This window comes from Erythrobacter sp., from assembly GCF_023653175.1.
In the GTDB taxonomy this organism is placed as follows: domain Bacteria; phylum Pseudomonadota; class Alphaproteobacteria; order Sphingomonadales; family Sphingomonadaceae; genus Erythrobacter.
In genome coordinates this window covers 1-23,928 of sequence record NZ_JAMNXL010000020.1, presented here as the reverse complement: position 1 = coordinate 23,928, position 23,928 = coordinate 1, and the positions used below count along the sequence as shown (strand labels likewise).

Genomic DNA, 23,928 nt, shown 5'->3' with positions numbered 1-23,928 from the left:
CGTCGCCTTCGTTAGAATTTGTAGCCCACTTCCACCCCGTAGCGCCGCGGCCGGGCGCGGAACACGAAGCCGCCGGGGGAGAATTCGGCGTTGTAGATCTCGTCGAACAGGTTGCTCGCAAAGGCGGTGACCGACACCCCGTTGGCCAGCGTCACCCCGGCGCGCGCATCGACGACGTCGACCGGCTCGCGCACGGTGGTGTTGAACGGCTCCCACCAGGTCTTGCCGGTGCGGCGGTAATCGACCCTGAGCAGGGCATCGACGCTGTCGCTGATCGGCCCGGCATATTGCGCGCCGAGATTGAGCGTGTAGCGCGAGATCTGCGGCGCCTCGTTGCCGATGACGCTCGCGTCGGGGAAGGCCTTGATCTCGCTGTCGGTGTAGCCGAGCGCGGCGTTGACGTCGAAATCGGGGAACAGTTCGGCGCTCGCTTCCACTTCGAAGCCGTTGATCCGGGTCTCGGGAATGTTGCCGAGGTTCTGGGTCGAGGACTGGGCAAGGAAGACGAAGAAGTAGGAATTCTCCGACTTGGTGGTGTAGGCCGCCGCGCCGAGGCGCACCGGGCCGATCTGCGCCTTGGCCCCCACTTCGAAGGTGTCGGCGGTTTCGGCCTGGAAGATGTCGCCCACGCCGACGATGCCGGCATTCACCGATTCCGCGCCGACGCCGGTCTGGTTGAAGCCGCCCGAACGGAAGCCGCGCGAATAGCCGCCGTAGATGGTGAGATCGGGGCTCGGCTCGTAGGTCAGCGTAAGCTTGGGCTGCCAGTCGTCGAAGGAGACGGTGCGCACTTCCCCGCTTTGCGCGGTCGGCACGCCCGGCACCACCGGCAGGAAGCCCTGCGGGGTCAGCGTGGTCTGGCGGCGACGATCGCGGTCATAGCGCAGGCTCGCATCGACGCGCAGCGCGTCGGAGAATTCATAGCCCGCATTGGCGAACAGCGCCCAGGCGAAGTTCTCCTGTCCGTCGGCGAGATAGGAGAACTGCGGGTTCAAGGGGTTGGTCGAAGGCGAGCGGAACACCGGGAAGACGCCGTTGCCGGTGTCGATCATGTTGCCGGTCGAGATGAAGCGGGTGGTGTCGATCAGGTAGCCGCCGACCATCCAGTTGAGCTTGCGGCCATCCTCGGGCGAGGCGAGGCGCACTTCCTGGCTGAACGCCTTCACGTTCAGATACTGGCTCTGGTTGAGGTCGAAGCCGTTGCCGGGGCCGAACAGGAATTCGAACAGGTTGAAGAAGAAGCTGTCGGGGATCGGCTTGAAGTCGAAGGCGTCGCCGGTCAGCACTTCCTTGAGCGTGTCGTAGGACGAGACCGAGGTGAACACCGCGTTGTCGCCCGCATATTCGACCTTCAGCGCGACGTTGTAGATGTCGCGGTCGTTCTGGCCGGGGTTGTTGACCAGCACCGGGGCGATGTCGTTCACGTCGGCGACGATGTTGTAATAGAGCCCCTGAGTGCGCAGCAGGTTGAGGCTGGCGCGCAGGTCGAAAGTCAGCTTGTCGGTAGCCTCGATCAGGAGGTTGCCGCGCAGGGAGAAGTCCTCGACCGGGTCGGCCTTCTCGTTGAGGAAGGCGTTGTTGATGAAGCCGTCGGTGTCGTACCACGATCCGGCGATGCGGAACTTGACGTTCTCGGCAATCGGCCCGCTGACGCCGCCGCGCAGGAAATAGCCGAAGCCGTTGTCGATCCCGGCGGTGAAGTTGCCGGCGAATTCATCGGTCGGCTTCTTGGTGTTGATGATGATCGCGCCGCCGATGGCGTTGCGACCATAAAGGCCGCCCTGCGGACCCTTCAGCACTTCGATCTGCTCGATATCGAACAGATCCTGATTGAACTGCGCGGGGTTCACCTGCTGCACCCCGTCGACGATCACGGCGACCGAAGGCTCGGAATTGCGGTTCTGGGTGATGCCGCGGATGATGACGAAGGCGTTGCCCGCGTTCTGGGTCTCGACCAGCGTGACGTTGGGGGTGAGACCGATAAAGTCGGCCGGACGCTCGATCCCGGCGTTCTGGATCGCCTGCGAATCGAAGGCGGTCACCGCGGCGGGGGTATCCTGCAGCGTCTCGGTGCGGCGCAGCGAGGTGACGACGATGCCTTCGTCATCAACCGTTTCCGGCGCGGCCTGCGTGTCCTGTGCGGCGAGCGGTGCAGCACCGATCAGTGCTGCGGCGAGCGCGGTGGTGCTGACGGCGGCACGGGCAATGTGCCCCCCGGTCGCGCGGTTCAGGCCCGAAAACGTCATATCTCTCTCCCCTGTATGCGCACGAACGCGCCGCTCTTTCGGCGACCCCACTCCTGAGGCAGCAATTATGAACTTCGCAATGCGAAGTCAACTTCGATATGCGAAACATCGAGAGTGTGGCCGCAGGGCCACGACCAGCGCGGTCCCGCAGGTTCGGTCGCGGCACGGGGACCGCGGGAGTGCGGGTCGTTATCACAGCATAGCAAGGTGGTTGCCGGGTGGTCGCCGGGTGGTCGCAGGCCCGCGCCGCTTGCTAGACCCGCAGTCTCGGCGAGCGCGGCAGCCAGCCGGGTTCGGCCCGGCGGCGCTGCGCAAAGGCGAGCGCGGCAGCGATATTCTCGGCGGTGATGTAGTTCACGAAGCCGAGCCGGTCGCCTTGCGAAAAGGCCGCGGCGTAGCTCTCGAGCACCTCGCCCCCCCCTGTCGCCGCGAGCGCCGAGAGGTGCATCGCATGGCCACTGCCGCGAGGGCGGGCCTCCTTGTCGAGCAGCACGGCCATTCCGGCCTCAAGATTGGCCTCCTGCGCAAAGGAGATCCATGCCGCACAGGCCCCGTCGATGTCCTCGTCCGAGGCGATCTCGCGCGCGATGCTGATCTCGTGCGAGAGCACCAGCGGCACCGATTCCGCCACGCGCTTGCGGGGGTGGAAGATCACCGTGTAGGCCACGCTGAGCGCATCGGTCGTGATCCAGCCGCTGAGATGGAACGCAAAAACGGGCGAACGCTTGGTGAGGATCGCGAGCAGCACCCGGTCCCCGACCCGCAGCTCGCCGCAGGGCTGACTGGTCTCATCCCGGGTGACGCGCCAGCCGCGATCCGCAAAGGCCTGTGCCAGCTCTGTCTGATTTGCCACTGCCATCGCAGACCGGAGCTTATCGCAAAGGCCGGGGACTGGCAAAAACTTCGGCAAGATCAGGGCCGCAGGCTCGCCTCCAGCGCGGGCCAGCGCTTGAGCGCAGCCTCAATGTCACCAGCGGCCTGGCGCAGCAGCGGCAGGCGGGTGCGGACCAGTTCGTCCTGCGAGATGCGGGTGGTGGAGGTCGAGCAATTGATGCTCGCGATCACCCGCTTGTCGCGCCCGAAGATCGGCACGGCCACCGAGACGATGCCGTAATCGAGTTCGTCCAGCGCCGAATCGTAGCCGCGCTCCGCTATCAGCGTCAGCCGCTCCGCCAGCGCGGCGGCTTCGGTGACGGTGCGCTCGGTGAAGCGCTGGAAAGGTGCGCGCGCGAGCAGCGCTGCGCGCTCGTCCTCGGGCAGGTTCGCCGCGAGCGCCTTGCCGAGCGAGGTCGCGTGAAATGGAAAGCGCGTGCCCACCCCTGCTGCCACCCGGAAGCGCCGGTCGGTCGAGACGTGCGCGACATAGAGTATGTTGGCGCCCGACATCACCGAGAGGCTGGCGCTGTCGCCGGTCTGATCGCGCAAGGATTGCAGCGGGGGCAGCACCACCTGCTCGATCTGCATCGAGGCGCTGAACGCCGAGCCGATCGTCAGCACTGCGGGGCGCAGCAGGAACTTGCGCTCGTGCTGTCCGACATAGCCCAGCTCCACCAGAGTGATCAGGCAGCGCCGCGCCACCGCGGGGGGCAGCGCGGTCCTGGCCGCGACCTCGGAGAGGGTCATCTCGGGATGATCCTCGTCGAACGCCTTGAGGACGCGCAATCCGCGTTCGAGCGTCGAGAGGAATTCGGGGTCTTTCGCGCCCCCCGCAACCCCGTTGTCTTCGGCTTCAGCCCCTGCGGATTCCATGCACCGGCCTTTCGATGGAGCGGCGCACCGCCGCATCGTCTGCACCCAATAGGGGCGGCGCGGTGACGCTGTCCATCCGCTCGCCGTCGAAGCTGAGGGGGAAACGGATCGTGCGGAACGGGCCCTTGGGGCCGTCGGGATCGGTGACTTCCATACCCAGCACCGTGGCCTGCTCGGTCGCGAGGACTTCGGCGGTGTCGTAGACCGGCGAATTGGGGACTTCGAGGCGGGTCAATTCCGCCGTCCAGTGGTCGCGGGTTTCGCGCGCAAAGATCGGCGCGAGGAAGGCGACCACATCCTCGTAATGCGCAATCCGGGCCTCGCGGCTTTCGAAGGCGGGGAGGCCGAGCATGTCGGGCTGGCCGACAGCTGTGGCAAGATTCTCCCAGAACTTGGGCGGCGAGGACATGTGCAGCGCGAGCCACTTGCCGTCCGAACACTGGAAGACATAGCTCTGGCTGACATGCGGGCGGCTGTAGGGCCCCATCACCTGATCGGCCGAGAGCAGGTGGGTGAAATCGTCGAGGTTGAAGTGGCACATCGCCTCGAACATCGAGGTTTCGACCACGCGGCCCCGCTGTGTCTCGTGCCGCTCGTTGAGCGCGGCGAGGATGCCGAGTGCGGTGTAGAAGCCGGTCATGGCATCGGCGATCGCCGGGCCGACGACGCGGGGGTGCTCGGGGTTGACCAGCAGCCGCAGGAAGCCCGATGCGGCCTGCGCGACGGTGTCGAAGGCGGGGCGATCGCGCTCCGGGCCTTCGCTGCCGAAGCCCGAGATCGAGGCATAGACCAGCCGCGGGTTGATGCCCTGCAAGCGCTCGGCATCGACCTTCAGCCGGCCTGCCACGCCCGGGCGGAAATTCTGGATGAACACGTCCGCATCCGCGACCAGCCGGTCGAGCACGGCGAGGTCGTCGGGGTTCTTGGGATCGATGGTGATCGAGCGCTTGTTGCGGTTGTAGGTCTGGAAGTGCGGCGAGTAGAGCTCGCCCTTGAAGCTGCGGAACGGATCGCCCGTCCCCGGCTGCTCGACCTTGATGACATCCGCGCCCATGTCCGCGAGCAGCATCCCGGCCGCTGGGCCGGTGATGAAGGTGCCCATTTCGAGCACGGTAACGCCTGCGAGGGGCCGAGCGGTCATCCTACAAATCCCATCTGCTTGCCTTGATGCTTGCGTGACCCTATAATCTTCGCATACCGAAATCAACTTCGAATAACGAAAAGGCACGGACCCATGCGCATCGGCAAGCAGGACAACGCGGTGACCTCGATCTGCACTTCGGATGCGACGAGCATCACGGTGCGGGGCATGGACCTGTGTAGCGAGGTGATCGGCCATGTCGACTTCACCTCCTATTTCTGGCTGCTGGTAACCGGCACCATGCCCTCAGCCCCCCAGAAGGCGCTGGCCGATGCGGTGCTCTGCGCAATTGCCGAGCATGGCCTGGTCCCTTCGGTGGTCGCCACCCGGATGACCTACGCTGCCGCGCCCGAGGCCTTCCACGGCGCGGTCGCGGCGGGGCTCTTGGGCTGCGGCTCTGTGGTGCTGGGGAGCGCGGAGGTTGCGGGCAGGTTCTATGCGCAGGTCGTCGCGGACGCCGAAGGCGCGGATCCCGCCGCCACCGCCATCGCGGCGATCAAGGCCTTGCGCGCCGAGAAGAAGGCGATCCCGGGCTTCGGCCACCCCCAGCATTCGGGCGGCGATCCGCGCGCGCACCGCTTGTTGGCATTGGCCAAGGAACACGGGATGGAGGGCAAGCACATCGCCATGCTGCGCACCATCGAACAGGTCCTTCCCGAAGCCATCGGCCGTGCGCTCCCCATCAACGTCAACGGCGCGATCCCTGCGGTGATGCTCGACGCGGGCTTTCCGCTCGCCGCCTTGAAGGGCATCTCGCTCCTCGCCCGTACCGCCAGCCTTATCGCGCATCTGCAGGAAGAGACCGAGCGGCCGATCGGCTTCATCATGTCGGGCGCGGCGGCGGAACGCATCGGGTTTGACGATGGCTCCGAATAAGTTGGGCGCTTGATCCCGTGTCCGCGCCGCGTCACTGTCGGCGCGAGGCACAAGGGGACAAGCATGATCGGACGGCATTTCATCTCACTGGCAGCAATGCTGGCAGCATCGCCCGCGCTGGCGGACGCACCGCTCACTCTCACCGAAACCGAGCAGGCCGCCCCCGCCCTGCCCGCCATCCTCGCCCCGCGCGAACGCGCGGCGCTCGAAAATCGCATCCTCTCAGAACGCCTCGACACCCTTATCACCCAGATCATGCGCGCCGAGGGGATCGACCTGTGGCTGCTGGTCGCGCGCGAATATTTCGAGGAGCCGGTGGTCGCCACCATGCTCGATGCGGAAAACATGCACGCCCGGCGCCGCACCATCCTGATCTTCCACGATCCCGGTGAGGGCAAGCCGGTCGAGCGCCTGACCGTCAGCCGCTACGGCCTCGGCGGGCTGTTCGCGCCAGCCTGGAACCCCGACAGCCAGCCCGACCAATGGCAGGCGGTCGCCGACCTCATCACCGCGCGTGACCCTGCGAAGATCGCGATCAACTCGTCCGACCTCACCCAGTTCGCCGACGGGATGACGCTGAGCCAATACGACAGGTTCATGAGCGCCCTGCCCCCCGCCCTGCACGAGCGCGTCACCAGCGGCGAGGGGCTGGCGATCCGCTGGCTCGAAACCCGCACGCCTGCCGAGATGGAGCTCTACCCCACCATCGTGCGCATCGCCCACGCGGTGATCGGTGAGGCCTTTTCGCGGAAGGTCATCACCCCTGGCGTGACGACAGCCGAACAGGTGCAGTGGTGGTACCGCGACCGGCTGATGCAGCTGGGCCTCGATCCGTGGTTCCACCCTTCGGTCGCTATCCAGCGGCAAGGAAGCGAGGGGATGATGGAGGGCGACGCGGTGATCCAGCCGGGCGATCTGCTCTGGACCGATTTCGGCATCACCTATCTGCGCCTCAACACCGATACCCAGCACCTTGCCTATGTGCTCAAGCCGGGCGAGACTGCCGCGCCCGCTGGCCTCAGCGCAGGGCTGGCGAACAGCAACAAGGTGCAGGACTTCCTGCGCGCCGCTTTCAAACCCGGGCGGAGCGGCAACGAGGCGCTGGCCATTGCCCGCGCCGAGGCCATCGCGGCGGGGCTCGATCCCTCTATCTACACCCACCCCATCGGCCACCACGGCCACGGTGCGGGGCCTGCGATCGGCTTCTGGGACAACCAGAAGGGCGACCCGCGCGGGAGCGGCCCGATCCGGCCGAAGACCGCCTGGTCGATCGAGCTGACCTCCTACGCCGCCGTGCCCGAATGGGGCGGGCAGCGGGTCGATTTCCGGACCGAGGAGGACGCCTTCTTCGACGGCGAGACCGTGCGCTTCATCGACGGGCGGCAGACCGCGATCACGCTGATCCCGTCAGGCTAACGGCTCGATGATCCCACACCCCGCGCGCGGGTCTGCACGCGGTAAACATCGGTGAGCGCGGTGATGTAAAGATCGGATAGCTCCGGCCCGCCCCAGGCCAAATTCGTCGCGCGCTTGGGGGTGGCGAGCCGCTCGATCACGACCTTGCGCGCCGGATCGACCACGCAGATCCCGCCGGGGCAGGTGACATAGACCAGCCCCTCGCGGTCGACGCGCACCCCGTCGACCCGGCCCGGCTTGCTCTCGTCGGTGACGTCGACCACCAGCCGCTTGCCCGACGCGGTGCCGTCGGCGGCAAGGTCATAGGCCCAGACGGTCTGGGTCGCGGTGTCGCCGACATAGAGCACCGTCTCGTCGGGCGAGAGCGCAAGGCCGTTGGGGCGTGAATGTGCATCGTCGATCAACACCATGCCTCCGGTCTTCTCGTCGAGCGCGAAGACGCCCGAGAAGGCCAGATCGGCGGCGCGCTGGCCTAGGCCATAGGGCGGATCGGTGAACAGGATCAGCCCGTCGCTGCGGACAACGACGTCATTGGGGCTGTTGAGGCGCTTGCCTTCATAGGCCTCGACGATCACCTGCCGCCCGCTCTCCGGCGTCCAGCGGGTGATTGCGCCGCTGCCGTGCTCGGCATTGAGCAGACGGCCCGCAAGGTCGAAGGTGTGCCCGTTGGCGTTCATGCTGGGCGCGTAGAGCAGCTTCGCGCCGGTCTGTCCGGGGGTATGGGCATGGACAGCATCGCCCGGAATGTCGCTGAAGATCAGCCGCGTGCCGTCCCACGCCGGGCCTTCGGTGAAGGTATAGCCGGTCGCGACCAGTTCGAGCGTGCCTTCGATGATGCGCGGCTCGGCGACCACGAGAGTGCCCTGCGCGGTCGCCTCGGCACTTTCTTGCGCCGGTGCGGCCCCCGCCATCAACGCCGCCGCCGCGCCGCCGATCCACATCCATGCCTTCATCATCGCCGGCCCCTTTCGCCTCGTCCTGCGCCGACAGTGCCCCGCCGCAAGCAGGGATGCCAGCACTTTTGAGGGGAGCGGCGAGGGTTGCAAGCCAGCCCCACGGGGGGCATTGGGAAGGCCAGACAGGAGACCCCCGCAATGCGTCAGATCGACCACTTCATCGTCGGCGACAGCCCCGCCCCCGCCCGCAAACATCAAATCTGGAACCCCTCGACCGGCGAAGTGCAGGCAGAAGTCGCATTGGGCGACGCCGCGCTGCTCGCCCGCGCGGTGGAGACTGCAAAGCGCGTCCAGCCCGCCTGGGCCGCGACCAACCCCCAGCGCCGCGCGCGGGTTATGTTCGCCTTCAAGGAGCTGGTCGAGGCGAACATGCAATCGCTGGCCGAGATGCTCTCCTCCGAGCACGGCAAGACCGTCCCCGACGCGCGCGGCGATGTGCAGCGGGGCCTTGAGGTGATCGAATATGCCTGCGGTCTGCCGCAGATCATGAAGGGCGAATACACCCACGGCGCAGGGCCGGGGATCGACGTCTATTCGATGCGCCAGCCTCTGGGGATCGGCGCGGGGATCACCCCCTTCAACTTCCCGGCGATGATCCCGATGTGGATGTTCGGCATGGCGTGTGCTGCGGGCAATGCCTTCATCCTCAAGCCCTCGGAACGCGATCCCAGCGTGCCGGTGCGGCTTGCCGAACTGTTCCTCGAAGCGGGCGCGCCCGAAGGCCTGCTTCAGGTCGTCCACGGCGACAAGGAGATGGTCGATGCGATCATCGACCACCCTGATATCGCCGCCATCAGCTTCGTCGGGAGCTCCGACATCGCGCAATATATTTATGCGCGCGGGAGCGCCAACAACAAGCGCGTGCAGGCTTTCGGCGGCGCGAAGAACCACGGGATCGTGCTGCCTGATGCCGATCTCGATCAGGTCGTCACGGACCTCACCGGCGCGGCCTTCGGCTCGGCGGGCGAGCGCTGCATGGCGCTGCCGGTGGTGGTGCCGGTGGGCGAGGAGACGGCGGAGCGCCTCAAGGAAAAGCTCCTCAAGTCCATCGCCGGTTTGCGCATCGGGGTCTCCAACGATCCCGAGGCGGATTACGGACCCGTCGTCACGCCCGAACACAAGGCGCGGATCGAACAGTGGATCACCACCGCCGAGGAAGAGGGCGCCGAGATCGTCGTCGACGGGCGCGGGTTCACGCTACAGGGCCACGAGAAGGGCTTCTTCGTCGGCCCGACGCTGATCGACCACGTCACCCCGCAGATGAAGAGCTATCAGGAGGAGATCTTCGGCCCCGTGCTCCAGATCGTTCGCGCCAAGGACTTCGAGGAGGCGGTGCGTCTCCCCAGCGAGCACCAGTATGGCAACGGCGTCGCGATCTTCACCCGCAATGGCCACGCCGCGCGCGAATTCGCGGCGCGGGTGAATGTCGGGATGGTCGGCATAAATGTGCCGATCCCGGTGCCGGTCGCCTACCACTCCTTCGGCGGGTGGAAGCGTTCGGGCTTCGGCGACATCGACCAGTATGGCGTGGAAGGCCTCCGATTCTGGACCAAGAACAAGAAGATCACCCAGCGCTGGCCCGACGGCGGGGGCGACGGATCGAACGCCTTCGTCATTCCGACGATGGGCTGAGGCTGGTGCGGTCGCTGCTTCTTGCACTCTGGGCGGCCATGCTGGCGCTGGCCGCCCCGCTCGCCGCGCAGGAAAGGCGCATCGCGCTCACCTTCGACGACGTGCCGCGCGGCGCGGGGGCGTTCTTCACCCCTGACGAGCGCGCGCAGCGGCTGATCGCGGCGCTGCGCGAGGCCGGCGTGCGCCAGGCCGCGTTCTTCGTCACCACCGAGAACTTGGGCACCCCCGACGGCGCGGGCGGCGAGGCGCGCATCGCCGCCTATGTCGCCGCCGGGCACGTCATCGCCAACCACAGCCATTCGCACTGGCACCTCAATGAGACCGAGGCCGCCGCTTACCTCGCCGATATCGACCGCGCCGCAGCTTGGCTCAAGGGCCGCCATGGCTACCGCCCGTGGTTCCGCTTCCCCTTCCTCGACGAGGGCGGGCGCGATGCAGCCAAGCGCGATGCGCTGCGCAGCGGCTTGGCGGCGCGGGGCCTCAGGAACGGCTATGTCACCGCCGACGGGTCGGACTGGCATCTCGAAGCGCTGACCCTCGCCGCCAAGCGCGACGGCAAGGCGATGGACATGGCGAGCTTGCGCAAGCTCTATCTGCAATCGCAGCTCGGCGGGATCGCCTATCACGAGGCGCTGGCGCAGCGCACGCTGGGCCGATCGCCGCCGCACGTGATGCTGCTGCACGAAACCGATCTTGCCGCATTGTTCATCGCCGATCTCGTCGCCGAACTGCGCAAGGACGGCTGGACGATCATCACCGCAGACGAGGCCTATGCGGACGCCGAACTCGCCGCCGCGATGCCGAACGTCCCCCACACCTCGGGAACGCTCACCGGCATGATGGCGTGGGAGCGCGGGGTGCAGCCGCCGCTCGCGCCGCTATGGATGAGCACCGAGATGATGAGCTGGCTGTTCGAGCAGAAGGTGCTCGCCAAACAGGGGGACGGCAAATGACATCGGCAAGCGCGCGGCTCGCTCTGGCAGCGACCTTTCTGGCCCTTGCCGCCTGCGGGGGCGCGCAGCAGGATGCACCGGCCGCTCCCGAGCCTGTCGCCAGCCCCGCTGCGCTGCCGACGGAGCCCCCCGCGCCAGCTACTGCCGCCGCCGCGATCCCCGCGCGTTTCCTCGGCGTATGGGATGCCGAGACCGGCACCTGCGATCCCGCCTCCGACCTCAGGCTCGACATCACCCCGCGGGCGATCGGCTTCTACGAGAGCTTGGGCACCGTGACGGCCATGACCGAGAGCAAGGACGGATCGGTCGTGATCACCCTTGCGATGGAGGGTGAAGGGGAAAAGTGGGATCAGACGATCAAGCTCGAGCTGATCCGTTCGGACGGCGCCGAGTGGCTGCTCTCCTTGCCCGGTCCCGACAGCGATGTTGTCCTGCGTCCCATCCGGCACAAGCGCTGCCCCGCCTGACCGCATCCGCGCCGCCCTACCCGCGCCTGCGAACCCTTCGCAATCCGCGCTTGGCTAACCCCGCGCTTTGCGGCTAAGGCCGCGCCCATGCTCAGCCTGCCCCTGCCCGCCGTGCGCCTCGTGGCCCTGCGCTAGGCCGCCGCTGCCAACATGAAGCAGGTCTTCGCCAATATGGGCTGGCTGCTCGGCGGGCGCGGGTTCAACGCCGTGCTGAGCCTGCTCTACCTTGCCATCGCCGCGCGCACGCTGGGCACCGACGGCTTCGGCCACATGGCGCTGATCATCGCGCTGGGGCAGGCGATCACCGGTTTCTCCAGCTTCCAGACCTGGCAATTCATCGTCCGCTGGGGCGCGGATCCAGAGAATCCCGGCGTCGACATCGCGCGCGCGCGCGAGGCGACGGGATTTGCGGTCGCGCTCGATCTGCTGTCGATGGCAGGCGGCACCATCGCGTCAGCCGTGCTGGTGTTGACCGCGCCGCTGTGGCTCGACGTGCCGCCCGATCTGATGTGGCTGACCTTCTGGTACTGCGTGATCTCGGTCGCGACGATCCGCACAACGCCTACCGGCATGCTGCGGCTCCATTCCGAGTACGGGAAGGCGACCTGGGCGGAAGCCGTGCAGCCGGTGATCCGCGCCGCCGGGGCGGGCCTTGCGTGGTGGCTGATGCCGAACGTGACCGGCTTCATCCTCGCCTTCGCAGCTTCCGAGATCGGCACGGCGCTGGCGCTGTGGGCGGTCGCGGTGCGGGTGCAGCCGGTGAGCCTTGCCTCGGTGAGCCTCAATGCGATCCCGGCGCGGTATGATGGCGTTTGGCGCTTCGTGGTCTCGACCAACCTGTCGAGCAGCCTTGCGGTGGCGGGCAAGCAGGTGATGATCCTCTTGGTAGGCACCTTCGGCGGCGCTTACCTCGCAGGGGGGTTCCGCATCGCCAACCAGCTCGGCGTGGCGCTGATCGCGCTGGCGCAGACGATCTCCAAGGCGATCCTGCCCGAGCTGGTGCAATCCAAGAGCGGCGCGGTCGAAATCGCGCGGCGGATGGCCAACATCGCCGCCCTCGCCGGGGTCACGGCGGTGGTCACCGCGATCCTGTTCGGGCGCGAGGGGCTGGCGCTGATCGCGGGCGAGCAGTTCACCGGCTTCTACTGGGCGATGATCATCCTCAGCATCGCGGGCGCGGTCGAGCTGGTCGGGGCGAGCCTCGAGAGCCTGCTGATCTCGGCCGGCAAGGCGCATGTCGCCTTCCTTGTCCGCCTGTTTCCGACGATCCTCGCGCTGCTGATGCTCGAGATGGCGATCGACTGGAAGGGTGCGCAGGGCGCGGGCTTCGCGGTGCTGGGCTCGAGCCTGCTGGCGGTGGTCGGCTTCTACGTCGCGATCGTGAACCTGAAGCAGTTCCGGCTGGTGGTGGAGCCCGACGAAGAAGGGGCGGACCAGCGGCCCGCCCCCAAGTAGTTTGTTTGCGTGCCACCTTCGGTGGCGCAGAGGGTTCGCGTTAGCGAAACTTAAGACTCATACGCCAGCTTCGGCTTCCTCGCCGCGCCGGTTTCATCCAGCCTGCGCCGCGGCGAGTAATAGGGCGCCTGCTTCAGCGCCTCGTCCCCTTCCAGCGCGCGTTCGACAACGCCGCGGAAGGCCGCAATGAACTGGTCGATCGCCGCCTTGCTCTCGGTCTCGGTCGGCTCGACCAGCATCGCGCCGTGGACCACCAGCGGGAAGTACACCGTCATCGGGTGATAGCCTTCGTCGATCAGGCCCTTCGCCACATCGAGCGTCGAGAGGCCATTGGTGAAGTCCTTGTCGCCGAACAGCGCCTCATGCATGCACGGGCCGCTCGCCGCGAACGGCGCATGGAGAATGTCCTCCATGCTGCGCAGGATGTAGTTGGCGTTGAGCACTGCATCCTCGGCGACCTGCTTGAGGCCGTCGGCTCCGTGGCTGAGGATATAGGTCAGCGCGCGGGTGAACATGCCCATCTGGCCGTGGAACGCGGTCATGCGGCCGAAGGCCTGCGTGTGACCGAATTCAGCGGCGCTCTCTTCCTCGACGAGATGCACCACGCCGTCCCCGTCACGCGCGGTGAAGGGCATCGGCCCGAAGGGTGCGAGTGCTTCGGACAGCACCACCGGCCCCGACCCCGGCCCGCCGCCGCCATGCGGGGTCGAGAAGGTCTTGTGGAGGTTGATGTGCATCGCATCCACGCCAAGGTCGCCCGGGCGCACCTTGCCGACGATGGCGTTGAAGTTCGCCCCGTCGCAATAGACGAAGCCGCCCGCCGCGTGGACCGCGTCGGCCATCTCGCGGAAGTCCTTCTCGAACAATCCGCAGGTGTTGGGATTGGTGATCATCACCGCCGCCACGTCCGGGCCGAGGCGAGCCTTCAGCGCGGCGACATCGACGCGGCCTTCGGGGGTTGCGGGGATGTCTTCCACGCGGAACCCCGCAAAGGCGGCCGTGGCGGGGTTGGTGCCGTGGGCGCTTTCGGGCACCAGCACCACATCACGCGCGTCCCCGCGTGCCTCGAGCGCGGCGCGGATGCACAGCATCCCGCACAGCTCACCATGCGCGCCCGCCTTGGGGCTCATCGCCACGCCATGCATCCCGGTCAGGGTGATGAGCCAATGCGCAAGCTCGTTCATCACCTCGAGCGCGCCCTGCACGGTTCCGACCGGCTGGAGCGGATGGATGTCCGCAAAGCCGGGGAGCCGCGCCATCTTCTCGTTAAGGCGCGGGTTGTGCTTCATGGTGCACGAACCCAGCGGGAAGAAGCCGAGGTCGATCCCGTAGTTCTGGCGCGACAGGCGCGTGTAGTGGCGCACCGTCTCGGGCTCGGTCAGACCGACGAGGCCGATCGCTTCCGAACGCGCGAGGCCGCCGAGGCGGTTCGGCGCGCTCGGGTCGATCTCGGGCAGATCGACGCCGGTCACGTCGGCGCGACCGATCTCGAACAGCAGCGGCTCTTCGAGCATCAGCCCGCGGTTGCCGGTGGTGGTGACAGGGCCGCCGAGAAAGCCGCTTTCCGCGACCTGCATTTCGGGCTTCCAGCCGCTCTTGTTGGGGGCGTTCATCACACGGTCTCCTTGATGCTGGCTTCGAGCTCTTCGGCGAGCCGTTCGATATCTTCCTCGGTGGTGGTCTCGGTCACCGCGACAAGCAGCGCGTGTTCGAGCGCCGCGACCCCCGGATAGAGCCGCCCCAGCGACACCCCGCCGAGCACGCCGCGGTCGGCAAGGTCGCGGATGATTGCGCGCGCAGGTCTACCGCCAAGCATCAGCGTGAATTCGTTGAAGAAGCCGTTGTTGAGCACTTCAACGCCCGGCACCTTGGCGAGCCGGTCGGCGGCAAGGCAGGCGAGGCGGTGGTTCTCCGCCGCCAGCTCGCGCAGGCCCTTCTCGCCCAGCAGCGTCATGTGGACGGTGAAGGCGAGCGCACACAGGCCCGAATTGGTGCAGATGTTGCTGGTCGCCTTCTCGCGGCGGATATGCTGCTCGCGGGTCGAGAGGGTGAGGACGAAGCCGCGCTTGCCCTCCGCGTCCGTGGTCTCACCGCACAGGCGGCCGGGCATCTGGCGCACGTGCTTGGGATCGCGCACGGCGAACAGGCCGAGATAGGGCCCGCCGAATTGCAGGCCGACGCCGAGCGACTGCCCCTCGCCGACCACGATGTCCGCGCCCATCTCGCCGGGCGACTTGATCGCGCCCAGCGCCACCGGCTCAGTGTTCACCACCACCAGCAGCGCGCCCTTGGCATGGGCGGCTTCGGCGACGGGGGTGAGGTCGGCGATGCGGCCGAGGATGTCGGGATATTGCACCACAACGCAGGCGGTTTCCTCGTCGATCCGCGCGATCAGGCCGGTCAGTTCGGGATCCGGCGTGATCGAGGGCAGCGCATCGGCGATCTCGTCGCCGGTGTAGTGCGCCATGGTCTTCACCACTTCGGCATAGTGGGGATGCAGCGCGCCCGAGAGCACCGCGCGCTTGCGCTTGGTGACGCGGGTCGCCATCGCGACGGCCTCCCAGCAGGCGGTCGAGCCGTCATAGAGCGAGGCATTCGCCACCGCGCAGCCATAGAGCCGCGCGACCTGCGTCTGGAACTCGAACAGCATCTGCAACGTGCCCTGCGCGATTTCCGGCTGGTAGGGCGTGTAGGCGGTCAGGAACTCGCCGCGCTGGATGATGGTGTCGACGCTGGCGGGCACGTGGTGGCGATAGGCGCCCGCGCCGAGGAAGAACGGCACCTCGCCCGCCACCAGGTTCTTGGCCGCCAGCTTCTTCATGTGGCGTTCGACCGCCATCTCGCTCGCGTGCATCGGGAGCCCGTGGATCGGGCCATCAAGCCGGGCGACTTCGGGCACGTCGACGAACAGATCGTCGATGGTCGAAGCGCCGATCTTCGCCAGCATTGCCTGCCGGTCGGTATCGGTGAGGGGAAGGTAGCGCATGGGAGAGGTGTTCCGTGGCTGGGGGTGGGAGGGATCAGCTGCTGAGCGCGGCGAGGTCGGAAAGCGCGGCGGCAAAGCGCGCCGGGCCGGTGTGCGAAGTGCGCATCCACGGCGCGGCCCAGATGCGGAAGCCGGCATCGCGCGCGCGGTGACAGAAGGCGTAATCGTCCGAGAGCAGATAGCCCGTCTCGGCATCGAACATCGGCTGGAACAGCGCGAAAATGTGATCGCCCAGCCCGTTCTCGCCGCGATCCTGCGGGTCGACCGGGTAGCGCAGTTCCGGGTGCCGTTCGCACAGCGTCTCGATCACCTCGCGGCGGATCAGCATCAGCCCGGTGCCGAGCCGCTTCAGTTCAAGCGGCTGATCGAGCCGCAGCCCCGCCGCCGGATCGAGCATGTCCATCGCGAAGACGCCGGAATAGCGCTCCAGCTGTGCCGGATTGGGCTGCCCGAGTCCCCGCGCTGCGGCGGCGGCGACGAGCTGCCAGTTGATCGCCCGCTTGGGATAGGGCGCACCGATCACTGCCAGCCGCTCATCCGAGCGCACCAGCTCGAGCAGATCGAGCACCTGTTCGGGGATAAAGCCGATGTCCCCGTCAAGGAACAGCATGTGCGTCGCATCCGACCCGAGGAACGCACCCGCCAGCATGTTGCGCGCCCGGTTGATCGAAGCGTTGTTGCTCAGGAAAGCAAAGCTGCACGCCAGCCCGCGCTGCTCGGCGAGGCGGGTGAGGCCGATCACGGCGCGCAGGTAATCGGCCTGCGCGCCGTCATAAATCGGCGTCGCCACCATCAGGCGCACAGGCGCAGGAGGCGGGCTTGCGGTCACAGGTCCTCGACGAAGGCCTTGTAACCGTCCTCGTCCATGAGCTTGTCGAGCTCGGCCGGGGCGGCGATGGTCATCTTGAAGAACCAGCCCGCATCCTCGGGCGAGGCATTGACCAGCGCGGGGTCTTCCTCGAGCGCCGCATTGGTCTCGGTGACCTCGCCGGTGATCGGGGCGTAAACGTCGGAGGCGGCCTTGACGCTCTCGACCACGGCGGCGTCCTTGCCCTGCTCGATCATGGCGCCGACTTCGGGCAGTTCGACGAACACGATGTCGCCCAGCTGGCCCTGTGCGTATTCGGTGATGCCGACGGTCGCGACATCATCCTCGACATCGATCCATTCGTGTTCGTCAGTATAGTAGCGCGGCATTGTTCAGCTCCCTCTGAAGTAGCGGTGGGGGACGAAAGGGGTGGGCGAGACGGTGGCGGCGAGGCGCTTGCCGCGCACCTCTACTTCGAGTGCGGTGCCGATGGCGGCGTGCTCACTCGCGACATAGGCCATGGCGATGGGCGCGCCGAGCGTGGGCGAGAAGCCGCCGCTGGTGACGGTGCCGATCTTGTCGGCGCCGCTGAACACTTCCGCGCCCTCGCGGGCGGGCAGGCGGCCGTCGAGCTTGAGGCCGACCCACTTGCGGGCGGTGCCTTCGGCAATCTCGCGGTTGATGCGGTCAGCGCCGGGGTAGCCGCCCTCGGTGCGGCGGCGCTTGTTGATGCCGAATACAAGGCCCGCTTCGATCGGCGAGGTTTCGGGCGTAAGGTCGTGGCCGTAGAGCGGCAGGCCCGCCTCGAGCCGGAGCGAATCCCGCGCGCCGAGGCCGATGGGCTTCACCTCGGGTTCGGCGCAGAGCAGGTCGGCGATTTCGGCGGCGGCATCTGAGGGGAGCGAGATCTCGAACCCGTCCTCGCCGGTGTAGCCCGCCCGCGCGATGGTGACGTCATGGCCCGCGAGCTTGAACTGGCCGAACTTCATGAAGGTCAGCGCGGAAAGCGGATATTCGCCGTTCGCATGGCGGGCGAGCGCGTCGGCGGCCTTGGGGCCTTGAAGTGCCAGTAGCGCGCGGTCGTCGAGGTAATTTAGGGTGATGTCATCGGGCAGCGCTTCACGCAGCGTACCCATGTCGTCCCACTTGGTTGCGCCGTTGACCACCAGATAGAGCGCCTCTGGCCAGCGCGAGACCATCAGGTCGTCGAGCACCCCGCCCTCTTCATCCAGCAGCAGCGAATAGCGCTGCTGGCCGAGCTTCAGCGTCGAAAGGTCGATCGGCAGCACCGCTTCGACCGCCGCATCGAGATCGGGGCCGGAGAGCACGAGCTGCCCCATGTGGCTGACGTCGAACAGGCCCGCATTCTCGCGGGTCCAGTTGTGCTCGGCGACGATCCCTTCATACTGGATCGGCATCTCGTAGCCCGCGAAGGGCACCATCCGCGCACCCCGCGCGCGGTGCCAGGCATCGAGCGGCAGCGCGTCGAGGGGGATGTCTTCGAGATGGTCTTCGGTATCGTGGTCGCTCACTTGCGAAAATCCCCGGCAGAATACGGCAGTCCGACGATGCCTGCGCACCGCCACATAACTGCCCCCTCTGTCGGGTGACCTGAGAGCTTCGGCGGGCCGCGCGGGCGACCAGCCTCCCCTTCGGTGGCCCCCTACCCTGCGGCAAGAGACGCTTTCCAGAGTGTCACACAGCCGAGCGGTCCGGTGGCCTGAGAGTTTCCGGGGCGGTTGCTCCTTCGGCGCCTTTGCCCCGTTTGACCGAGGCATCGGGCTCTCCCGCTCGCCTGCCCGTCACAGAATCGCTCCTGCGCCGGAAGACCATGCGGCGATGCGCGAAATGCTGCACCGCGTCAATCGGGCGATTGGCCTCAACGCCAGTTAAGCCACAGCAAGTAGAGCGCCGAGAGCACGATCCAGCTGCCATCGAAGGTCTTGAGCCGCTTGGGGCCGAGCCACAGCGCGATGGGGCGGGCGAGAAAGCCCCCTAGCGCCGCAGCCGGGCCGGCCAGCAGCACGACCTCCCACTGGATCGTCCCCGCGCCGATGTGCCACACTACCCCCGACAGGCAGCTCACCGCCGAGATCACGCAGGCCGCCCCGGTGCACAGCAAGACCGGATAGTGGCGAATGAACAGGTAGAGCGCGACGATCTCGCCCATCCCGACCGAAAACAGCGCGGTGATCATCCCGCCGGGGATCGCCAGCAGAACCAGCACGATAAGGTCGCCGCGCGCCAACTGCGTGCGTTCGGGCCGGGCTGCGTTGACGGTCCAGGTCGCGGCGATCAGCGCGCAGCCGAGCACGATGGAGAAGCCCTTGTAGGCATAGAGCACATCCTGCTGATCGAAGGCGGTGAGGCGCTGGGTCGCCAGCAACGCCGGGAGCGAGAGCGCCAGCACCGCGCCCACCACTGTGGCGAAATCCCTGATCCGCACCTGCGCTTCCAGGGGGCCGGGGGCAGGTTGGTGCAGCAGGCGGTCGGTCCAGCGCAGGCTCCCCATGGTCATGCCGAAGCTCTGGATGCCCATCGACACGCCGACCACTACCAAGGGCGAAAGGCTCATCACGCCCAGTTCGCGCAGGGCGTTGAAGACGGGGACGAACACCACGCCCCCGCCCGTGCCGGAGGTATTGGCAATGATCGCGCCGATGACTCCGACGCCGGGGAGAAACCATAGTTTTGCGAGCAGCGCCGGATCGGCGGGGACAAGCGCCCACAGCAGAGCATAAAGCGCAAGCAGCGCGAGGCCGCCCACAACGACGATGCGGCCGGGTGGCAGGGCGCTGTCGGGGCGGGGATAGGCAATGCCGGTCATGGCCTAGCGCGTTCGCTCCGCCAGCAGCGCCAGCGCGCGCGTCATCAGGGCCTTTTCGCGCGCCGTGAAACCGCCGGTGTCCTCGCCGCCCGGCGGGGGCGGGACTTCGGTGGTGAAGTACACGAAACCCGTGTCCCCTTTGGGATCGACCCACAGCCCCGATTGCAAGCCATAGGCCTCGCCCGAATGGCCCATCCGGGGAATGCCGTCGCCGAACAGCTTGTCGTCCGAACAGGCCGGCCCCGGCGCCTCGATCAGCTGGAAGTGGAGGCCATAGGTACAGAAGAAGGCCTCGTCTCCCGTCGCGCCCTTGGCGAGAGTCCACATGGCCAGCTGCGCGGTGCCCGGTGTGAGAAATCCGTCCGCATCGCCATGCTGGAGGTCGAACAGCGCCTGCCCGATCTTCGCCAGGTCCATCATGCTGATCCGGACGCCCCCTTGCGGCGAGAAGATTGAGGCATTGGTGCCGGGGACATAGCCATCCAGGTCACACGCCTGTCCTTCGGCGACCGGAATGGTGCAGGAGGGCGGCAGTTCGGCAGGAGCATCCTTCGCCACCTCGCCGGTATCGCGGTAGAGCACCACCGCGCGCGCCGCCATGTCGAGGCCGCAGCCCACCCAGTTGAAGCAGGCCTTCACCCCCAGCGGCGCGAACACCAGCCGCTCCACGAGCCGGTCGAAACGCTCGCCGCTCGCCGCTTCGAGCACCGTCGCCACCAGCGGCGCGCCGAGGTTGGAGTATTCGAAGGCACCCTCGTCCACCCCGCCCAGCAGGGTTTCGGGCGTCTCACGCCCGCCCGGCCGCCCGGCCGCGCGCCATGACGCGGGATCGGCGAACTTCGCCTCAAGGCTTGTCCCTAGCGGGATGATGTAGTCAGCCGCGCCTGAAAGGCCTGCCCGGTGCGCCATCAGCTGCGAGAGCGTCACCGGCACGTCGGGATAATGGGGCGAACGCACCTGCCACCCGAGATAATCGGAAACATCGCGGTCGAGATCGACCTTGCCCTCATCCGCGAGCCGCAGCGCGGCGAGCGCCATCACCAGCTTTGAGATGCTCGCGATCCGCACCGGATCATTGGCCGCAAGCTTGCGGCCCGTCTCCTTGTTCGCCAGCCCCTCGACGATCAGCGGGCGTACGCTTTCGCGGTCAAAGGCGACCACCACGGTGGCCGGCGCCGCATCGGGCAGAGGTGCTGGTCGGGCAAGCGCCGGCCCCGATACCAACGCCAGCGCCAACAAGACAGGTCCGCAGGAAAAGCGCCTCATGCCTCGCACGCTGTCGCAAACGGCGCTCGGGCGCAAGCCGGAAACCCGCGACCCGCCGCCAGTGCGGGGACGACAACCTGCGCGGGTGCTGTCAGTGGGTGACGAGCTTGCGCTGTCCGGCCAGCGTCAGCGCGGTCACGCCGCGCACGGTGACCTCCGCCATCTCGCTCGCCACCGAAGGGATGTCCTCGGTCCGCGCACGCGCGTCATCGTCATTGCAGGCAATGACGAGGTTGAGCTCGCGGCGGTTGTGCGAGACCAATGCCATCAGCAATGTCCCGCGCGCGGCCCAATCGTTGAGCGCTTCGCACTCGGCATTCGCGAGAAACTGCAATGCGGGATCATCGACCGCGTTGTCGAGCCGGAGCGTGACAAGCGTGATCGGGTCGTCGCGCAGCCACGCATCACTATCGGGGGAGAACCATGCACCTGCCGCGCCGTCGAGGATCTGTTTCATTTTTGTCCATGTCCGTAATCCCCGCCTTGCGAACCATTCGGCAGGCGCGCGCGCGGGGTTACGGCCCGGGATGCAATTTTGTCAGTCGAGGTTGGGCCTGAGCCAGCGCTCGGCAGTGGCAAGCTCGACGCCGCGGCGCTCCGCATAATCCGCCACCTGGTCGGGGCCGATACGGGCGACGCCGAAATATTCGGCCTGGCCGTGGCCGAAATAGAAGCCCGAGACCGCGGCGGTGGGCCACATCGCGAAGCTTTCGGTGAGGGTCAGGCCCACATTGGTCGGCGCATCGAGCAGGTCGAAGAGGATCGGCTTCAAGCTGTGATCGGGGCAGGCGGGATAGCCCGGCGCCGGGCGGATGCCGCGATATTGCTCCTTGATCAGCGCGGTGTTGTCGAGCTGCTCTCCGGCCGCATAGCCCCACAATGTGGTACGCACATGCTGGTGCAGCGCCTCGGCAAAGGCCTCCGCGAAACGGTCGGCCAGCGCCTTCAGCAGGATGTCGGAGAAATCGTCCTTGTCGGCCTGGAAGCGCGCCGAATGCGGCTCGATCCCGTGGATGCCGACGGCAAAGCCGCCGATCCAGTCGCCCGCGGGGTCGATGAAGTCGGCAAGGCACATGTTGGCCCGGTCGCGGCTCTTCTTCACCTGCTGGCGCAGCATCGGGAGCCGCGTGCCGTTGTCGAGCACCACATCGTCCCCATCGCGCCCGCACGGCCACAGTCCGCAGGCGCCGCGCGCGGTCAGCCACTTTTCGGCGATGATCTGGTCGAGCATCGCATTGGCATCGGCGAACAATTGCGTCGCGGTCTCGCCGACCACCTCGTCGGTGAGGATCGCGGGGTAATTGCCGTGGAGTTCCCAGGCGCGGAAGAACGGAGTCCAGTCGATGAGCTCGCGAAGATGTGACAACGACCAGTCATCGAACACGTGAAGACCCGGCTGCGCAGGCGCATCGGGCTTTTCGGCGAGATTGATCTGGAAGCCATTGGCGCGCGCCTCCTCGAGCGGGAGCAGTTCGCTCGTCGTCCGGCCCGCGCGCGCATCGCGCACCGCGACATATTCGTCCTCGACCTCGGCAACGTAGGCGTCGCGCTGGGTGTCGGAGAGCAGCTTGGAGGCCACCCCGACCGCGCGGCTCGCATCGAGCACGTGGATCACCGGGCCTTCGTAAGCCGGGTCGATCTTGAGCGCGGTGTGGACCTTGCTGGTGGTCGCCCCGCCGATCAGCAGCGGCATGGTCATGCCCGCACGCTGCATTTCCTCGGCGACGGTCACCATCTCGTCCAGCGAAGGGGTGATGAGGCCCGAGAGGCCGATCATGTCCGCCTTGTTGTCGTTGGCCGAGGCGAGGATCGTCGGCCAGGGCACCATCACGCCAAGGTCGATCACGTCATAGCCGTTGCACTGGAGCACCACGCCGACGATGTTCTTGCCGATGTCGTGGACGTCGCCCTTCACCGTCGCCATGATGATCTTGCCCTTGGCTTTGCGCTCCTCCTCGGGAAGCAAGTCCTTCTCGGCCTCGATATAGGGGATGAGGTGGGCGACCGCCTTCTTCATCACGCGGGCGGATTTCACCACCTGCGGCAGGAACATCTTGCCGCTGCCGAACAGGTCGCCGACGACGTTCATCCCATCCATCAGCGGGCCTTCGATCACCTCGATGGGGCGACCCCCGGCCTCGGCAATCGCGGCGCGCATGATCTCGGTGTCGTCGACGATATGCGCATCGATGCCCTTGACGAGGGCATGTTCGAGCCGCTTTTCGACCGCCCAGCCGCGCCATTCCTCGGCGGCCTTCTCGTCGGCGACCGACTTGCCCTTGAAGCTTTCGGCGAGCGTGATGAGGCGCTCGGTCGCGTCAGGATCGCGGTTGAGGATCACGTCCTCGCAGGCGTCGCGCAGGGCGGGGTCGATCTGGTCGTAGACGTCGAGCTGCCCGGCATTGACGATCGCCATGTCGAGGCCCGCGGGAATCGCGTGGTAGAGGAACACCGAATGCATCGCGCGGCGCACGGGTTCGTTGCCGCGGAAGCTGAAGCTGAGGTTGGACAGCCCGCCCGAGTAATGGGCGTGCGGGCACAACACGCGCAGTTCCTGCACCGCCTCGATGAAGTCGACGCCGTAGTTGTTGTGCTCCTCAATCCCCGTCGCCACGGCGAAGATGTTGGGGTCGAAGATGATGTCCTCAGGCGGGAAGCCCTCGTTGACGAGCAGGTCATAGGCGCGCTTGCAGATTTCGACCTTGCGCTGCTTGGTATCGGCCTGGCCCGTCTCGTCGAAGGCCATCACCACCACCGCCGCGCCGTAATCCATGCAGATGCGGGCGTGCTGGAGAAAGGCTTCCTCGCCCTCCTTCATGCTGATCGAATTGACGATCGGCTTGCCGCTGACGCACTTCAGCCCGGCCTCGATCACGTGGAACTTCGAGCTGTCGATCATCACCGGCACGCGGGCGATATCGGGCTCGGCAGCGATCAGCTTGAGGAAGGTGGTCATCGCGTGGACCGCGTCGAGCAGGCCCTCGTCCATGTTGACGTCGATCACCTGCGCGCCGTTCTCGACCTGCTGGCGCGCGACTTCGACCGCCGCAGGGTAATCGCCCGCCATGATCAGCTTCTTGAACGCCGCAGAACCGGTGACGTTGGTGCGCTCGCCGATATTGATGAAGCGCGCGGAGGAGGTGGGTTGGG

The 23,928-nt window shown here is 67.0% G+C and carries 20 protein-coding genes and 1 riboswitch; of the genes, 6 read left to right on the top strand and 14 right to left on the bottom strand.

Features of this window, described 5'->3' with window-relative positions:
* Positions 1 to 11: 11 nt before the first annotated feature.
* From NBV68_RS04310 to NBV68_RS04295, 4 genes are all read right to left on the bottom strand, one after another.
* On the bottom strand, positions 12 to 2,246 hold the full coding sequence (locus NBV68_RS04310; RefSeq protein WP_296307520.1) for a TonB-dependent receptor: 2,235 nt from the start codon (positions 2,244 to 2,246) through the stop codon (positions 12 to 14).
* 253 nt (positions 2,247 to 2,499) lie between these two features.
* Positions 2,500 to 3,099 (bottom strand): hypothetical protein, encoded by a 600-nt coding sequence (locus NBV68_RS04305; protein WP_296307518.1) that lies wholly within the window; start codon positions 3,097 to 3,099, stop codon positions 2,500 to 2,502.
* 59 nt (positions 3,100 to 3,158) lie between these two features.
* On the bottom strand, positions 3,159 to 3,995 hold the full coding sequence (locus NBV68_RS04300; protein WP_296307516.1) for an IclR family transcriptional regulator C-terminal domain-containing protein: 837 nt from the start codon (positions 3,993 to 3,995) through the stop codon (positions 3,159 to 3,161).
* Entirely contained in the window at positions 3,976 to 5,136 is a 1,161-nt protein-coding gene (locus tag NBV68_RS04295; RefSeq protein WP_296307514.1) for a CoA transferase, read from the bottom strand. Before NBV68_RS04295 ends, NBV68_RS04300 begins: the two co-directional genes overlap by 20 nt.
* A gap of 93 nt (positions 5,137 to 5,229) precedes the next feature.
* On the opposite strand from NBV68_RS04295, the gene NBV68_RS04290 reads away from it, so the two are divergent.
* Positions 5,230 to 6,012 (top strand): citryl-CoA lyase, encoded by a 783-nt coding sequence (locus NBV68_RS04290; RefSeq protein ID WP_296307513.1) that lies wholly within the window; start codon positions 5,230 to 5,232, stop codon positions 6,010 to 6,012.
* A gap of 63 nt (positions 6,013 to 6,075) precedes the next feature.
* Positions 6,076 to 7,428 (top strand): M24 family metallopeptidase, encoded by a 1,353-nt coding sequence (locus tag NBV68_RS04285; protein WP_296307512.1) that lies wholly within the window; start codon positions 6,076 to 6,078, stop codon positions 7,426 to 7,428.
* On the opposite strand, the gene NBV68_RS04280 is transcribed toward NBV68_RS04285, so the two are convergent.
* Positions 7,425 to 8,384 carry an SMP-30/gluconolactonase/LRE family protein gene (locus NBV68_RS04280; RefSeq protein ID WP_296307510.1) on the bottom strand — a complete coding sequence of 320 codons (960 nt, stop codon included), beginning with the start codon at positions 8,382 to 8,384 and terminating at the stop codon, positions 7,425 to 7,427. The two genes, NBV68_RS04285 and NBV68_RS04280, sit on opposite strands and share 4 nt — an antisense overlap.
* Positions 8,385 to 8,522: 138 nt before the next feature.
* Between NBV68_RS04280 and NBV68_RS04275 the strand changes: the two genes are divergently transcribed.
* From NBV68_RS04275 to NBV68_RS04260, 4 genes are all read left to right on the top strand, one after another.
* Positions 8,523 to 10,016, top strand: coding sequence for a CoA-acylating methylmalonate-semialdehyde dehydrogenase (locus NBV68_RS04275; protein ID WP_296307509.1), 1,494 nt, complete (start codon positions 8,523 to 8,525; stop codon positions 10,014 to 10,016).
* Between the two features lie 5 nt (positions 10,017 to 10,021).
* On the top strand, positions 10,022 to 10,969 hold the full coding sequence (locus NBV68_RS04270; protein ID WP_296307508.1) for a polysaccharide deacetylase family protein: 948 nt from the start codon (positions 10,022 to 10,024) through the stop codon (positions 10,967 to 10,969).
* A complete protein-coding gene (locus NBV68_RS04265) occupies positions 10,966 to 11,436 on the top strand; it encodes a hypothetical protein (protein WP_296307507.1) in 471 nt (156 codons plus the stop codon). Before NBV68_RS04270 ends, NBV68_RS04265 begins: the two co-directional genes overlap by 4 nt.
* A 150-nt stretch (positions 11,437 to 11,586) precedes the next feature.
* Positions 11,587 to 12,891, top strand: coding sequence for an oligosaccharide flippase family protein (locus NBV68_RS04260; protein WP_296307506.1), 1,305 nt, complete (start codon positions 11,587 to 11,589; stop codon positions 12,889 to 12,891).
* Positions 12,892 to 12,941: 50 nt separating this feature from the next.
* Here the strand turns inward: NBV68_RS04260 and gcvPB are convergent, their stop codons facing one another.
* The 9 genes from gcvPB to metH all read right to left on the bottom strand — a co-directional run.
* On the bottom strand, positions 12,942 to 14,504 hold the full coding sequence (gene gcvPB / locus NBV68_RS04255) for an aminomethyl-transferring glycine dehydrogenase subunit GcvPB (RefSeq protein WP_296307505.1): 1,563 nt from the start codon (positions 14,502 to 14,504) through the stop codon (positions 12,942 to 12,944).
* Positions 14,504 to 15,877 (bottom strand): aminomethyl-transferring glycine dehydrogenase subunit GcvPA, encoded by a 1,374-nt coding sequence (gene gcvPA / locus NBV68_RS04250; protein WP_296307503.1) that lies wholly within the window; start codon positions 15,875 to 15,877, stop codon positions 14,504 to 14,506. Before gcvPA ends, gcvPB begins: the two co-directional genes overlap by 1 nt.
* Before the next feature lie 34 nt (positions 15,878 to 15,911).
* Positions 15,912 to 16,706, bottom strand: a complete 795-nt coding sequence (locus NBV68_RS04245; protein WP_296307501.1) for a hypothetical protein — start codon at positions 16,704 to 16,706, stop codon at positions 15,912 to 15,914.
* A complete protein-coding gene (gcvH, locus tag NBV68_RS04240; RefSeq protein ID WP_296307500.1) occupies positions 16,703 to 17,074 on the bottom strand; it encodes a glycine cleavage system protein GcvH in 372 nt (123 codons plus the stop codon). Before gcvH ends, NBV68_RS04245 begins: the two co-directional genes overlap by 4 nt.
* A gap of 3 nt (positions 17,075 to 17,077) precedes the next feature.
* On the bottom strand, positions 17,078 to 18,217 hold the full coding sequence (gene gcvT, locus NBV68_RS04235) for a glycine cleavage system aminomethyltransferase GcvT (RefSeq protein WP_296307499.1): 1,140 nt from the start codon (positions 18,215 to 18,217) through the stop codon (positions 17,078 to 17,080).
* Positions 18,218 to 18,383: 166 nt separating this feature from the next.
* Positions 18,384 to 18,485: riboswitch (glycine riboswitch) on the bottom strand.
* Between the two features lie 79 nt (positions 18,486 to 18,564).
* The gene (locus NBV68_RS04230; RefSeq protein WP_296307498.1) at positions 18,565 to 19,512 is read right to left on the bottom strand and encodes a sulfite exporter TauE/SafE family protein; all 948 of its coding nucleotides are present in this window, start codon (positions 19,510 to 19,512) and stop codon (positions 18,565 to 18,567) included.
* A 3-nt stretch (positions 19,513 to 19,515) separates the two neighbouring features.
* Complete coding sequence (locus NBV68_RS04225) at positions 19,516 to 20,748, bottom strand: serine hydrolase domain-containing protein (protein WP_296307497.1); 1,233 nt, start codon at positions 20,746 to 20,748, stop codon at positions 19,516 to 19,518.
* 121 nt (positions 20,749 to 20,869) lie between these two features.
* Positions 20,870 to 21,235, bottom strand: a complete 366-nt coding sequence (locus NBV68_RS04220) for a hypothetical protein (RefSeq protein ID WP_296307496.1) — start codon at positions 21,233 to 21,235, stop codon at positions 20,870 to 20,872.
* An 81-nt stretch (positions 21,236 to 21,316) separates the two neighbouring features.
* Positions 21,317 to 23,928 (bottom strand): methionine synthase (metH, locus tag NBV68_RS04215; RefSeq protein ID WP_296307495.1); only part of this gene is annotated, 2,612 nt, incomplete at its 5' end.

Bases quoted from the DNA above. Each gene is read 5' to 3' on its own strand.
- NBV68_RS04310 (WP_296307520.1), bottom strand. From the start codon at position 2,246: ATGACGTTTTCGGGCCTGAACCGCGCGACCGGGGGGCACATTGCCCGT.
- NBV68_RS04300 (WP_296307516.1), bottom strand. From the start codon at position 3,995: ATGGAATCCGCAGGGGCTGAAGCCGAAGACAACGGGGTTGCGGGGGGC.
- NBV68_RS04295 (WP_296307514.1), bottom strand. From the start codon at position 5,136: ATGACCGCTCGGCCCCTCGCAGGCGTTACCGTGCTCGAAATGGGCACC.
- NBV68_RS04290 (WP_296307513.1), top strand. From the start codon at position 5,230: ATGCGCATCGGCAAGCAGGACAACGCGGTGACCTCGATCTGCACTTCG.
- NBV68_RS04285 (WP_296307512.1), top strand. From the start codon at position 6,076: ATGATCGGACGGCATTTCATCTCACTGGCAGCAATGCTGGCAGCATCG.
- NBV68_RS04280 (WP_296307510.1), bottom strand. From the start codon at position 8,384: ATGATGAAGGCATGGATGTGGATCGGCGGCGCGGCGGCGGCGTTGATG.
- NBV68_RS04275 (WP_296307509.1), top strand. From the start codon at position 8,523: ATGCGTCAGATCGACCACTTCATCGTCGGCGACAGCCCCGCCCCCGCC.
- NBV68_RS04265 (WP_296307507.1), top strand. From the start codon at position 10,966: ATGACATCGGCAAGCGCGCGGCTCGCTCTGGCAGCGACCTTTCTGGCC.
- NBV68_RS04260 (WP_296307506.1), top strand. From the start codon at position 11,587: ATGAAGCAGGTCTTCGCCAATATGGGCTGGCTGCTCGGCGGGCGCGGG.
- gcvPB (WP_296307505.1), bottom strand. From the start codon at position 14,504: ATGAACGCCCCCAACAAGAGCGGCTGGAAGCCCGAAATGCAGGTCGCG.
- gcvPA (WP_296307503.1), bottom strand. From the start codon at position 15,877: ATGCGCTACCTTCCCCTCACCGATACCGACCGGCAGGCAATGCTGGCG.
- gcvH (WP_296307500.1), bottom strand. From the start codon at position 17,074: ATGCCGCGCTACTATACTGACGAACACGAATGGATCGATGTCGAGGAT.
- NBV68_RS04230 (WP_296307498.1), bottom strand. From the start codon at position 19,512: ATGACCGGCATTGCCTATCCCCGCCCCGACAGCGCCCTGCCACCCGGC.
- NBV68_RS04220 (WP_296307496.1), bottom strand. From the start codon at position 21,235: ATGAAACAGATCCTCGACGGCGCGGCAGGTGCATGGTTCTCCCCCGAT.